The organism is Arthrobacter sp. Cza30 (assembly GCF_059090765.1).
The window spans coordinates 378073-391116 of sequence record NZ_JBNHGA010000003.1 but is presented as its reverse complement, the minus strand read 5'-3'; the positions used below and the strand labels follow the sequence as shown (position 1 = coordinate 391116).

The window sequence follows — 13044 nt, the reverse complement described above, 5'->3', positions numbered from 1 at the left end:
CGGCTCAGCCCGGCGGGGCGGCGACGGAGCCGCGGTCGACGAACCGGGTGGGCAGGACGATCGTGCGCACCGGCGCCTCCGGCATGTCGATGCGTTCGAGCAGGGCCCGCATCGCGGTCGCGCCGAGAGCCCCGGCATCCTGTGATCTCGTGGACACCCCCGGCTGCACCATGCTCATCCACGGCGCGTCGTCGAAGCCGACGAGACTCACGTCGCCGGGGATGCGCAGGCCCAGGGCCGACGCGGCCCGCCAGGTGCCCTCGGTCAGGACGTTGTTCGCCGCGAAGACCGCCGTCGGGCGATCGGGTCGCGAAAGGATGCGGCGCGCCGCGGCCATCGCCTCGTCGGCATCCCAGCCCGCCTGCACGATGAGCGAGTCGTCGGCGCGGATCCTGCGTGCGGCGAGCGCGTCGAGGTAGCCGCGCTCGCGCTCCTCGCCCGTCGTCCACTCCGTCTCGTCGATGAGCAGCGCGATGCGCTCGTGACCGGCGGCGATCAGGCGCGCGGTCGTGTCGCGCGCCGCGGCGCGGTTGTCCACCACGACGGCGTCGGTGGCCTGCGTGTCGAAGCGCCGGTCGACCTCGATGAGGGGCACCCCGATGCGACGCAGGAACCCGTTCAGCTGGCCCGACACCGGCGTCGCGATGACCCCCGAGACGCGCGAGGCCACGAGCGCTTCGGCGGCCTCCAGTTCGTCGGAGTTGTCGCCCCGCAGGTCGACCAGGACGAGGGTGCGTCCGTGGGCGCGGGCCTCTTCGCCGATCCCCGACGCGAGCTCGGCGTAGAAGACGTTGCGAAGATCCGACACCAGGACGCCGACCGACCTGCTCGTGCGCTGCTTCAGGCTCCGCGCGGTCGCATCGACGACGTACCCGATCTCCTTCGCGGCCGCCCGCACCCGCTCGCGCACCTCGGGTGCGGCGTAGCCGTTCCCCGACAGGGCGCGGGATGCCGTCGACCGCGAGACGCCCGCCGCGTCGGCGACCTCGCGGATGGTGGGCCGGATCGGTGGCTGTGGGCGCTGCTCGGTCACGACCGCGACTCCGCGACGTCCAGCAGCGCCTCGGCGTGCTGACCGAGGCGCAGGTCGCCGATCGCCACGTCGATCGCAATCCGCTGTCTGCGCCCGGAGGACGCGGGTGTCACGGTCAGCTGCACAGAAGACTCCTCGCCGGGTCCGAGGTCGACCTCCAGCTCGGACTCGGACGAGCGCCAGCCTAGCGGCAGCACGGGGGTGACTCGGGCGCGCGCGGGCGAGGGAAGCGGGTTGCGGATCTCCACGGTGTAGTCCGCCGGTTCGCCGGCGACCGCGCTCCGCCGGTACGGCAGGAGCCGCGCCGCCTGACCGGCGGGCCCGATCGCGAGAGCCTCGCCCGGCAGCAGCCGCTCGTGCAGGTCGTCGACCGCGCGGCCGGCCTCGCCGAGATACGTCAGGTACTCCTCGTCCACCCATCGCGGATCCCAGTGACCGCTGGCCATCAGTCCCGGCCCGATCCTCCGGTACAGCTCCGCGCTCTTGACGTAGTCGCCGAGCCGGAAGAGGTTGCGGTACTGGTAGTTCAGGATGTCGCGCCGACCGTCGCGGCCGCCGAGTCCTTCCTGCTGGTCGCCGGTGAAGACGACCTTCACGCCGTCGACGGTGAGGCTGTACGCCACCGCGTACAGCGTGTGCCCCGGCTGCGCGTGCGCCGTGATCGTGTACTCGTTCCACGTGAACGGCTCTTCGAGGGGGATGATCCGGTCGGCGGGGATCGGGTCGTACCACTGGCAGGGAAGGTCCTCGCGCCACGGATCGGCGAGCGTGGGGGCGACGTTCTCGGGGATCCACAGCTGCGTCTTCTCGATCTCGCGCAGCAGCGGAAGCCCGGCCACGTGATCGTCGTGATAGTGGGTGGCCAGCGCGACCGAGATGCGGGTGACGCCGAAGAGCTCCCGCAGCGCCGGGAGGGATGCCAGCCACGGCCGGCGTGCGGCGCGCTCCTGGCCGAGGATCAGGCCGGTCGTCATGTCGTAGCCGTAGTCGATGATGAGCGCTTCGCGCGTCTCGGACAGCAGCACGTAGGAGCACGAGATCGACGTGCGGTTCAGCAGCAGGTGCGGCGTGACGGCGGTGAACGGGTCCTCGAGGCGGGCGCGCAGGTCCCACGGGTACGACCGTCGGGAGTCGACGTACTGCTGCATCGTCTGGGCGAGCAGCTCGAGCGCGTGATCGGGATCGCGCATCACGTCGCCGTGCGAGGGCGCGATGGCCGAGAGGTGGTAGCGGTGCAGCAGCAGGGCGCTGAGCACCGTCATCGCGGCGCCCTCGTTCTCGGTGTACGACCACTGCGTCGCCGCGAGCGACCACACCTTGCCCGGCGCGTACACCAGGTCGCCCGAGAAGGCGATGCGCTCGCCGTCGCGGTCGAGCAGGTAGGTGACCGAGCCCACGGTGTGGCCGGGAGTGGGCAGGACGAGCATGCGCACCCCGGCGCACTCGATGTGGCGATACTCCGGAACCGTCGCGTGCACCGGCACCGACGCCAGCAGCGAGAACCGGTCCTGCCGCAGGTTGTAGTCGTTGTCGAGCTGCCGGCTCTCCCACATCTCCTCGACGCGGGCGAACAGCTCGATCTCCACCGGCGGCACGTGGATCCGCGCACCGTGCTCGACGGCGAGCGGCAGGCCCTGCCCCTGGTCGCGGTGGTGATGCGTCATCAGCACATCCGTGATGCGCCGGATGCCGAGACCCGCCAGGTGCTCGAGGGCCAGTCCCGAGCCGAAGTCGATGGCGACGGCATCCCGCTCGCCTTCCCGAGCGTCGGGGTCGACGATGAGGTACACATGGCACGTGTCGGCGACGCGCCACACGCCGCGCGCGATCGCCGTGACCGTCATCCCAGGCTCTCCCGGTATCTCTCCCAGGTGCGGCCGATCGCGGCGAGGTGCTCGGCGTCGATCGGCTCGCCGTCCTTGACCTGCTCGATGTAGTACAGCGCCGGCACGCCGAGGCTGCCCTGCGTGTGGGCGTAGTCCAGCCACTCGTCGCGGTTGGGCATCGGCCACTGGTCGGTGTCGACCGGATGCCCTGGCAGCACCGCCGCGACGATCTCATGGCGGGCTCGCAGCTGGGCGGCGACCGACACCGGCCGCCCGGTCACGTCGTGCTCGAGCACGTCGTTGGTGCGGATCATGTCGGTGATGTCGCCGAACGACGGGTGCACGGTGTGGGTGATGACCAGCGCGTCGGGTTTGATGCGCTTGGCGGTGGCGTGGATCCGCGCGACGAGGCGGTGAAGCGCCGCGATGCCCCATACGCCGTCGCTGTCGGGAGCCGACCGCAGCATGGTTCCGCTGGGCGTGCGCTGCGTGAAGTCGACCTTGAAGCCGTCGGCGTCGAGTCCCTCCGGAGACAGCAGGCGTTCGATGATGCCGTCCAGGCGCGCGAGGTACGCGGGGCTGCCGGGGTCGGTGGCGATCGGCCGCCCCGAGGCATCCGTCACGCACTCCTCGGCGGGAAGGCCCGCCGGGTCCCAGGCCTTCCACCACAGCAGCACCCGGCGACCCTCGCGGTGTCGCTCGTCGATCCAGCCGCGGATGTCGGGCCACGCGTCGGTGTCGGGTTCGGCGGTGCCGTACGCGGCCTGCCATCGATCGTCGATGATCACGGTGCCGGGGTCGAGCGATGCCGCGGCGAGCGTCTCGAGGAACTCGTCGTAGATGGACTGGCGGCACAGGTCCGGAGCCCACAGCGTCCCCTTGCCGCCGGCGTCGGCGCGGGCCACCTGCGACCCCCAGCCGCAGAAGATCGGCTCGAGCCACCACGGCGTGATCCGAGGTGCGCCGTGGGGCGCGCAGCCCGTGCGCACCAGGTCCGCGCGGTAGTCGCGCAGCGCCTCGGCCGGCGACGCCACCGGGCGGATGACCACGGTCGGGGACCGCCAGAGGCCGTCGACCCTGACATGGCCTTCGTATCCGAGGCGGAGCAGGCCGCCGCCGTCGACCGGGTCGAAGCGCATGGTGGTGAAGCGGAGCTCATCGACCGGTGCGCGCAGCCAGGCGGCGAGCCACGGGCCGCCTCCGGGCGAGAAAGGATCTGTGGCCGGGTCCCGTCCGAAGGCGAGGGCGAGCGGCGGCGGCGAGAAGATGCCGTTGAGCCGGCCCGGGTCGGCGTCGCCGACGACCCCGAGGGACGCCGCCGACCACACCGGGCGGACGAACGCGACCGGCTCGGTGGGACTCGGGACGTACAGCGACTGCGCTTCGAAGCCCGACCGGAAGGTGCCGCTGGCACCGGTGGGGAGGATGCCGTCGCCGCCGAGGATCGTGACGTCGGTGAGATCGCCGGCGCCTCGCGCCTGCAGCGTGACCTCGAGCGCGTCGGCGGTGCAGCGCAGCTCCAGGACCCGTTCCTCCCACGCGCTCGAGTCGGTGCGGACGCTCACGACGATCGCGTCCGCCTCGACGCGGACCTCCGGCTCGGACAGGCGCATGCTCTCGTCGCGGGCGCCGCGGGTGTGGGCGCTGGACAGCGCGCAGACGCGCATCCATTCGGCGCCGTCACCGTCCGCGAGCTCGAAATACGGGGACTTCACCAGCCCGTTCTCGCCGGTCCGCCACGAGAGGGAGTAACCGGCTCCGCGGACCACACGCCGAGAAGAATCGCTCGTCATCGAGGGAGTGGAGCTCATGGCCGACAGTCTATGTGATAACGTTCCCATGTGCTCGAAGTGGAGACGAACGTCCGCGGTGCGCCCATCGTTCCGCTGCCTCGCCACGAGAGGACGTCGGCCGGCGGCGCGTGGTCGCTGGATCGACTCCCGATCGAGGAGGCGACCGTCGAGGACCTCGCGCCCGAGGGATACCGGCTGAACGTCGAGGACGGGCGCGCCCGCGTCGAGGCATCCGGTCCCCGCGGGTTCCGGCATGCTCGCGCCACCCTCGCGGAGCTGGCCGCGGCGAACGGCGGCGCGGTCGCGGCCGTGGCCGTCGACGACGCGCCGGTGCTCGGCCGTCGCGGCATCATCGAGGGGTTCTACGGAGAACCGTGGTCACACCAGGAGCGGCTCGCGGCACTCCGGCTGGCGGGGCGGGTGAAGCTGAACTCGTACGTGTACGCCCCGAAGGACGACCCCTGGCATCGCGAGCGGTGGCGGGAGCCGTATCCCGACGCCGACCTGGCGCGGCTCGTCGAGCTGGCGCACGTGGGCGCGGAGGAAGGCGTCGACGTGGTGGTGGCGATCCATCCCGCCGGGTCGATGGTCTTCTCCGACGAGGCCGAGCACGAGCTGCTTGCGGCGAAGGCGCGCCAGCTGCTGGATGCCGGGATCGCCGGCGTCGCCCTGCTGTTCGACGATGTCCCGATGGTGCTGAATCACGACGCGGACCGCGAGAGGTTCGGCGCCGACGCGGCGGCCCTCGGCGCCGCGCACGCTCTCACCGCGCGGCGATTCCTGGAGGACGTGCTCCAGCCTCGCCGGCCGGACGCCGAGCTGCTCGTCGTGCCCACCGACTATGCGGGCACCGAGGCCTCGGACTACCGCACGGCGTTCGCCGCCGGCCTGCCCGACGAGACGTATGTGTGGTGGACCGGCCGCGACATCGTGGTGGGGGAGATCTCGCGTGAAGACATCGACGCCGCGGCGGCCGTCTTCGGCGACCGGCTGCTGCTGTGGGACAACTTCCCGGTCAACGACTTCGACCGTGGGCGCGCCTTCCTCGGTCCCCTCGTCGGCCGGACCGGCGAGATCGAGGGGTCGGCGCTGCAGGGCGCGTGGTCGAACCCGATGGTCGAGTTCGCACCCGGGTGCTTCGGCATCGTGGCGTTCGCCGACTGGGCCTGGAATCCCGCCGGCTACGACCCCCGGCGTGCCGCGGCGGCAGCGCTGCGCCTCGTCGCCGGACCGGATGCCGCGGCACTCGCGCCGCTCGTCCGCACGCTGTCGTCGTGGCCGCCCGGGGCGCCCATGGATCCCGAACTGTCCGCGGCCGCCGACGCCGCGCTCGCCGGCGCGGGCACCGATGCGCTGCGGACCCTGCTGGAGCAGCTGCGGACGGTCGCGGACGTCTCGACGCAGCGCGAACCGGCCGGGTCCCTGCGGCCGTGGCTCGCGGCGGCAGGCGACATGGCCGCTGCGGGGCTCGCGGCGCTCGAGGGCCTCGTGGCGCTGGATGACCGGGCAGGCGATATCTCGCCCGCGGACATCGAGGCGGCGCTGGCTCGAGCCGAGGCGCACGACGCCAAGGTCGCCGTCGACGTGGTTCCCGACTTCGTACGAGCGGTGCTGCAGCGCATCAGCGAGCGGAGCAGCCGCGCGGACGCGCGGCGGCAGGGTGACCGGTGACCTTCACGGCGGGGACCGGCCGGGCGGTGATCACGCCGCCTCCCGGCATCCCGCTGTCGGGATTCGTCGGCCGGGGTCCGGCGACCGATGTGCACGACGATCTCTGGGTCACGGCCCTGGTCCTCGCCGACGATCCCCCGCCCGGCGGGGCGGGTGAGGAGCCCAGCACGCGCTTCGCCGTGGTGACGCTCGATCTGATCGGCCTGTACAGCGACGAACTGGTGGCGGGGCTGAAGGAGGCGATCGGCTCGGCCACCGGCATCCCTCCGGGCGCCGTGTTCCTCGCGTGCAGCCATACGCACTACGGTCCTGTCGCCGCCGAGCGCGGCGACATGCCCGGCGGCGACAGTCCGGAGGCCGCCGCCTACCGTCGTCAGCTCGCGAAGGCCGTGGGCGAGTGCGTCCGCGCCGCGGATGCCGCGCGTGTGCCGGTGACCGTCGCTGCGGGCTCCGAGACCGCGCGGGTCGGCGTGAATCGACGCCGCCCCCGATCCGACGGCTCGATCGATCTCGCGCCGAACCCGTCCGGGCACGTGGACCCAGAGCTGCAGGTCCTCCGCTTCGACGCGGTGCCGGCGGCGGTCGGCGGCGACGAGTCCGCGACTGTGGCGTCGCTGGTCTCGTACGCCTGCCATCCGTCCTCGCTCGAGCACTCCGTGCGCAGCATCAGCGCTGACTTCCCGGGCGTCCTCCGCGCCGAGCTCGAGCGCCGGATGAGCGGGCGCGCGCTGTTCCTGCAGGGCGCCGCCGGTGACATCGATCCGCCCGACAAGCGGCCCGACTGGTCGAGGCCCGAGGCGATCGGCGGAGCGCTTGCTGCTGCGGCGGCCCGCGCGTCGGATGCCGCGGTGCCGGTTCGCCCGACGCCGCTCGACGCGCGGCGGCTGACAGTGTCGCTTCCTCGCCGCGGCGCGGCATCCACTCCGGAGGCGGAGCGAGAGCTGGCGAAGCTCGTCGCGGCGCGGGATGCCGGAGACCCGGCCGACCCGACCCGGTGGTGGCTGGATCTCAAGGTCGCCGAGGCGCAACTCGTGGTGCGTGCGCTCGCCGCAGGCGGTGAGCCCACCATCGACGCCGACGTGTCTGCTCTTCGCATCGGAGAGATCGCGATCGCGTTCATCCCGGCCGAGCTCTTCAGCGAGCTCGGGGTGATGGTCAAGGAGCGGTCGCCGGCCGCCATGACCCTGATCGCCGGCTACACCGACGGGATGCTGTGGTACGTGCCGACGCGCGCGGCGTTCGACGAGGGCGGGTACGAGGTGGTCGACGCGTGTCGCGTCGCGGCCGGCGCAGGTGAGCTGCTCGTCGACCACGTCGTAACGCTGTTGCACGAGCTGTTCAAAGCCGAACAGTGACCTCGGTGTGAACCGAGCACGCCTCAGCTGCGGACGGGGAGTCGATCTCGTATGCGGGTGGGGGATGTGGTGGCGGGCCGCCATTGTCGTGAGGGGTCCCACCATCCTGGGCCGCGGACCTCGGGTATGCCGTCGGTCATGCGGACTCCCCAGCCGCCGGCGTCGATCGTGCGGTGGTGGAACCAGCACAGCAGCACGCCGTTGTCGGTGTGGGTCGGTCCGCCGCGGGCGTGCTCATGAACGTGGTGGATCTCGCACCACTGCGGTGGCACGTGGCAGCCGGGGATGACGCAGCCGCCGTCGCGGGAGATGATGGCTCGGCGTTGGTGGTGGTTGAACACCCGGTCCAGCGTGGTCAGCGACACGATCCGCCCGTTGCGTCCGTGCACGACGCGGTGGATGGCGCCGGTGCAGGCGATGTGCCGGGCGGCGGCGAGCGGGATGGGCTGGTCGTCGCCGGGCAGATGCGCGACGCCGCGGCCGGTGGCGAGGTCTTCTTCCCGCACCGCCACGACCAGAGTCGGCGCCGCGCCGCCGAGCGTCGGCAGAGTGCCCGAACCGGCGGCGGCGGTCAGCATCGTCGCGAGGGCGTCGTGCTGCTTCTGAGCCCGCGTGCGCGGGTCCGCCGCCTCATCCAACGGCTCGTCTGCGTCGCCGTCGCCGTCGCCCTCGCCGGGACCGGCGCCGTCGGCGCTGCTGAACCGGGGACCGGCGACGGAGGTCCGGTCCACCTTGGGATTGAGGATGCTGTCGAACCCGCGTTGCAGCTGCGCGGCGACTTCTGGCATCAGGTCGCCGCGGACCGGGACCAGTCCGTCATCACGGCGGCGGCCGATGGTGAATCCGCGTCTACGCAACGCCGTGGTGTCGTCGGGCTCGGTGCCGTCTTGGTCGAGGTAGGCCGCCCAGCCCGCGGCGTACGCGCGCAGCTGGTCGGCGGACGCGGGCGGCGCGGCATCCGCCCCCTCACCTCGTGCCGCGGCGGCCAGCTCGGTGTCGGCGGCGAGGAGTTCTTCTCGACCGGTCGCAACGCCGCGGAACGCACCGGCGACCGCAACGGTGCCGTCCACTCCCACCGCGCTGCCGGCGAGCGCCTGGCGCATGCCCGGAAAGGTGGCAGGCAGGATCTCACCGGTGGACAGTGTCGTCTGCTGCCGCACCGCCCCGGCGGCGACGATCACTTCCGCCGCCGTGCGGCTGGAGACCCGCGTGGCCCGTTGGATCAGCTCTGCCATGTTGCGGCATCCGTATCGGACCGTGATTCGATCGGGGTGCGGAACGGCGCCATCTCGATCGGACAGGTGCGCGACCGCCTCGACCATCATCGCTTCTGCGCTCCGCCGGATCGCGGCCGCAGCCGCCAGTATCTCCAGCACCTGATCCGACTCGATCGCCCGCACGCCCTCAGGCGAGTAGGAGGCCGCCGCAACCTCGGAGACCGCGTTGCGGAGCTTCGCCAGCGTGTCGGCCAGGTGCGTCATACCGTCATTCTGCCGATGGCCACCGACATCCAAAGCCCAGATCAACGCGTCAAAACTAGACTGTGGATAGCGCTACGAAGCACTACCTGTGGAGGAACCGACGCGTTCGCCGACGCCCATCGCGGAGCGCGAATGAGCGCCGCGGCTTTCTCCGCCTCGCCGGTGCGGCGGCCGCGTCAGAGGGGCTGCCACCACAGCAGCTCAGGGGAGTGGGCGAAGCCCGCCCGCTCGTACACCGGCACGGCGCGCGCACGCGAGTGCACCGTGACATGCTCGACGCCATCCGCCGCGGCGATCTCCAGCACGTGTTCGACGAGCCTCCGAGCGACGGCGCGCCCGCGGTGCTCGGGTTCGACGTACACGCTCTGGATGTCGGCGGAGGTGCGGATTCCATCGACGCCGGGCGTCGGCACACGGTCCTGCACGGCGAGCCAGGCCATGCCGACAGCCTCACCCGTCTCATCCGCAACGGCGACGAAGGCGCGGTGTGTCAGGCGGTGCGCGGCGAACCAGGCGGCGAGTCGGCGCTCGTACTCGGCGTGATCGACGAGCAGTGGCTTGCCGCCTTCACTCGTCGAGGCGCTGCGCATGCGAGCCAGCGCCGGGACGTCGTGCTCGTCGGCTTCGCGGAAGGTCACACCCATCACTCGACGCTATCGCGGGGACGAGCGCCGTCCCGCATCCGAGCGGCCGGTGCTCGCAACCGAGGAATGAGCGGAATCGAGGATGCCTCGCCGCGGATCCTTCCTCGGGACCGGCCATCTCCTCCGTTCTGACCGGCCGGCCGTCTCAGGACCCGAGCCGCACCGGGGCGCCGTCGAAGGTGATCTCGAAGTCCGGGTCGTCGAATCGCACCCGCAGCTCGGCCTCGTGTCCGCCGCCGCGGCGGCGCAGGACGAGGGACGCCGCGTCCGGGGCATTCCACGTGAAGGCACCGTCGAAGACGGGATGCCGTCGCAGCTCCGCCAGGGCCAGCTGGCCGCGCGTCACCTCCGTCTCGAGCGCCCGGGCGATCTCGTCCGGCGTGTAGACGTGGCGATTGACGTCGCGGCCCTGACCGGTGCGCCCGAAGAGCTCGCGGTCGTCCAGTCCGCCGAGGAGGCCCACGTAGTAGAACTGCGGTTCGCCGGGAAGGAAGACCTGGAGCGCCCGCGCGAGCAGCATCCGTCGGGTGTCGCCGCCCAGCACGCTGAAGAACGTGGCGTTGATCTGATGCGGCAGGGTCATCCACGCCGGAACCACCGACGCGAGCGACGAGTGTCCGCCCGTCGCCTCATGCGCGGCGCGGAACACCTCGGCCATCTCGTCATGCGACAGCAGTCCGGCACGGTCGCCCGAAGGACCGGCGTCGATCACGCCGATGCCGTCGTGCGTGTCGAGGACCGTCACCGCGTTGGCCGGCCGGATGCCGAGCCACTCGGCGATCCGCGCCGCCGAGCCGGTGCGCAACGCGTGCAGCAGCAGGGGCGGGAAGGCGAAGTCGTAGACGAGGTCGACGAGCGGCGCGATCGCCTGCTGCTGGGAATGGTGCGCGTGCACCTCGACGAGCACGCGCATCCCGCGTGCCCGGATCAGCTCTGCCGCCTGCGCCACGAACTCGAGCGTCCGCGAGGTCATGAAGGAGTCGGTGCCGGGCGTCTTGACGGCGTAGCCGACGGCATCCAGTCGCACCGTTCCGACCCCGCCGGCCGCCAGCGTGTCGGCGAGCCGTTCGAGGTAGCCGATCCCCGCCGGATGCGTGACGTCGATGTCGACCTGCGACGGCAGGAACGTCGTCCAGACGAGACGGCGGGTGCCGTCGGCCGCACGGTACGGCGTGAACGGAAGTCCCGGACGCGGGCGGTAGAACGCCGTGATGTCGCCCTCGGTCGCGCCGCCGGGGAAGACGCGGTCGAAGGTCAGGAACATGCCGTCGTGCGGCGAGCGACGACCACGCGCCAGCCAGTCCTCGAACTCGGCGGAGCGGTTGGAGACGTGGTTGACGATGAGATCGGCCGTCACCTCGCGCGACGCGGCGATGGCGCGCACATCGGCCCACCCGCCCAGCCGCGGATCCACCGCGGTGTGGTCGATCGGATCGAATCCGGTGTCGTCGCCGTCGAACGGCGTGAAGAACGGCAGCACGTGCACGCCCGAGAACACCGAGAGCTCGTCCGACAGCATCCGCCCGAGGCCGGGCAGGTTCCCCGCGAGGCGGTCGGCGTACGTCAGGAGCGAGACGCCGGTCATGCTCGACGCTTCCGGCCGGCGTTCACCGCGCGTCCCCGAGGGACTCGACGAACGCGGATGCCCCGGACTCGGGCGAGGTCAGCACCCGCGGGTCCTCGCCCGCGCCGGTGGCCATCGAGGCCTGCGCGAGCACGATGACGTCCACCTCGCCCGCGCGTGCGATGGCGTCGGCGATCAGTCGGTCGTGGCGCGCCTGGTCGCCGGCGGAGCGTGCGTCCGCGGCGCCTTCCACGACGAGCGCGCTCACCTCCACGTCGACCCCGCGTGCCGCATCCGCCCCTCGTGCGCCCGCGCCCGCTGCGGCCTCGCGTGCGGCGGCCTGCACGAGCCGGCTCGTGGGGCCGAGTGTCGCCGACAGCGTCGCGAGGACCAGGATGCGCCCGCGCTCGGATGCCGCGCGGCCGGCATCCCGTTCGGCCGGCCCGTCCGACCCGGCCGCCGCCCGCGTCCGGGCGGCCTCCCGCGCCCGCTGCTCCGCGGTCCGCGCCATCGCCGCGTCCACCCGCACGAGAGGGATGCCGACGGTCGCCGCGGCCTGCGTCGCCGCCTCGCCGATGGACGAGCATGTCACGAGCACGGCCTGCGCGCCGGCATCCCGCAGCGCGCTCACGTGCGCGTGCAGATCGCGCTCGACATCGGCGGTGATCCCGGATGCGACGGCGCGCGAGAGCAGTGAGGCATCCGCCGTGTGCACGATGTCGAGATCGCCGCGCCGGCCGGTGAGCAGCGCGTGGAACACCGGAACGAGCGCCGGCACCGTGTGCAGCACGCCGACGCGCACGGTCACGCCTCCCGCCAGGGGCGACCGTACTCGTCGACGATCTCGCTCAGCGCCCGGAGCCGGTCGACCGCTCGACCGCGGAGGTCCTCGCGGACACGATCGCTGCCGACGATGTCGCTCCACAGCGCACGTCCCGCGAGGAAGCCGCTCGCGCCCTCCGCGCAGGCGGCGCGGACGGCGGTGGCGAAGCGATCGCGTTCGACTCCCTGCGAGAGCACGACCCAGGGCCCGGTCATGCACGCGTCGAGCCGGGCGCTCGCGGCCCGCTGCTGCGCCTCTTCCCCGGCGCCGGCGAGCGGCACCTGCGCCTTGTACAGGTCGGGATGCAGGGGGGAGAGCTCGCGGGCGGCCTCGAGGATCGCCGCATCGGCGTCGAAGTCGCTCTCTTCGGGCGCGGCTCGAACGACCGGCTCGAGCACCGACAGCACGCCGTTCTCGCGCGCGACCTCGATGAAGCGGGCAGCGAGCGCCACGCGCTCGGCCCGGCGATCGTCGCGCCGCCAGATGAGGAGCAGCTTCAGCGCGTCGACGCCGGCCGGGAGGGCGGCCACGGCTTCCTCGTCGAGCGCGGTGTCCTCGACGGGGCCGCCGTCGGCCTGCTCCAGCGCGTCGACGGCGAGGATCCGTCCGGTGGAGTCGGGCAGCGCGGCACTCACCCGGTCGAACCCGAACTGCCGGTCGGCGAGGAACGCCGACGCGTAAGGCCCGAGCTCCGTGGCCACCGCGACCTTGAAGTCGATCAGGACGTCGTCAGCCGGTCGGCCGCGGCCGGCGAGGTCGAACATGTGGCGCAGGCTCTCGCGCTGGTCCATGGCCACCATGGCGAACGTGCCCGATGGGCGGGCGATGGCATCGAGGGTGGTCATCGTTCTCCT

General features: G+C 72.4%; 10 protein-coding genes. 2 read left to right on the top strand and 8 right to left on the bottom strand.

Translation table 11 applies throughout. The annotated features are described in order from the left end of the window. Positions 1–4 precede the first annotated feature (4 nt). The 3 genes from AC5RVZ_RS11355 to AC5RVZ_RS11345 are packed head-to-tail and all read right to left on the bottom strand — an operon-like array spanning position 5 to position 4670. Positions 5–1033, bottom strand: a complete 1029-nt coding sequence (locus tag AC5RVZ_RS11355) for a LacI family DNA-binding transcriptional regulator (protein WP_494065860.1) — start codon at positions 1031–1033, stop codon at positions 5–7. Then, positions 1030–2877 (bottom strand): MBL fold metallo-hydrolase, encoded by a 1848-nt coding sequence (locus tag AC5RVZ_RS11350; RefSeq protein ID WP_494065859.1) that lies wholly within the window; start codon positions 2875–2877, stop codon positions 1030–1032. Before AC5RVZ_RS11350 ends, AC5RVZ_RS11355 begins: the two co-directional genes overlap by 4 nt. Beyond that, positions 2874–4670 carry an alpha-galactosidase gene (locus tag AC5RVZ_RS11345; protein ID WP_494065858.1) on the bottom strand — a complete coding sequence of 599 codons (1797 nt, stop codon included), beginning with the start codon at positions 4668–4670 and terminating at the stop codon, positions 2874–2876. The genes AC5RVZ_RS11350 and AC5RVZ_RS11345 overlap by 4 nt, the downstream gene beginning before the upstream one ends. Positions 4671–4700: 30 nt before the next feature. On the opposite strand from AC5RVZ_RS11345, the gene AC5RVZ_RS11340 reads away from it, so the two are divergent. Together AC5RVZ_RS11340 and AC5RVZ_RS11335 are read left to right on the top strand one after the other, a co-directional pair. After that, positions 4701–6323, top strand: coding sequence for a beta-N-acetylglucosaminidase domain-containing protein (locus AC5RVZ_RS11340; protein WP_494065857.1), 1623 nt, complete (start codon positions 4701–4703; stop codon positions 6321–6323). Beyond that, complete coding sequence (locus tag AC5RVZ_RS11335; RefSeq protein ID WP_494065856.1) at positions 6320–7678, top strand: hypothetical protein; 1359 nt, start codon at positions 6320–6322, stop codon at positions 7676–7678. Before AC5RVZ_RS11340 ends, AC5RVZ_RS11335 begins: the two co-directional genes overlap by 4 nt. A 23-nt stretch (positions 7679–7701) precedes the next feature. Here AC5RVZ_RS11335 and AC5RVZ_RS11330 read toward each other — a convergent pair whose 3' ends face one another. From AC5RVZ_RS11330 to AC5RVZ_RS11310, 5 genes are all read right to left on the bottom strand, one after another. After that, a complete protein-coding gene (locus AC5RVZ_RS11330) occupies positions 7702–9159 on the bottom strand; it encodes an HNH endonuclease signature motif containing protein (RefSeq protein WP_494065855.1) in 1458 nt (485 codons plus the stop codon). Positions 9160–9335: 176 nt separating this feature from the next. Next, on the bottom strand, positions 9336–9803 hold the full coding sequence (locus tag AC5RVZ_RS11325) for a GNAT family N-acetyltransferase (RefSeq protein ID WP_494065854.1): 468 nt from the start codon (positions 9801–9803) through the stop codon (positions 9336–9338). Positions 9804–9948: 145 nt separating this feature from the next. After that, positions 9949–11388 carry an alpha-amylase family protein gene (locus tag AC5RVZ_RS11320; RefSeq protein ID WP_494065853.1) on the bottom strand — a complete coding sequence of 480 codons (1440 nt, stop codon included), beginning with the start codon at positions 11386–11388 and terminating at the stop codon, positions 9949–9951. A gap of 22 nt (positions 11389–11410) precedes the next feature. Beyond that, positions 11411–12175, bottom strand: a complete 765-nt coding sequence (locus AC5RVZ_RS11315; protein WP_494065852.1) for a hypothetical protein — start codon at positions 12173–12175, stop codon at positions 11411–11413. Continuing rightward, positions 12172–13035: a hypothetical protein gene (locus AC5RVZ_RS11310; RefSeq protein WP_494065851.1), complete on the bottom strand. Its 864-nt coding sequence runs from the start codon at positions 13033–13035 to the stop codon at positions 12172–12174. Before AC5RVZ_RS11310 ends, AC5RVZ_RS11315 begins: the two co-directional genes overlap by 4 nt. Between the last annotated feature and the right edge of the window lie 9 nt (positions 13036–13044).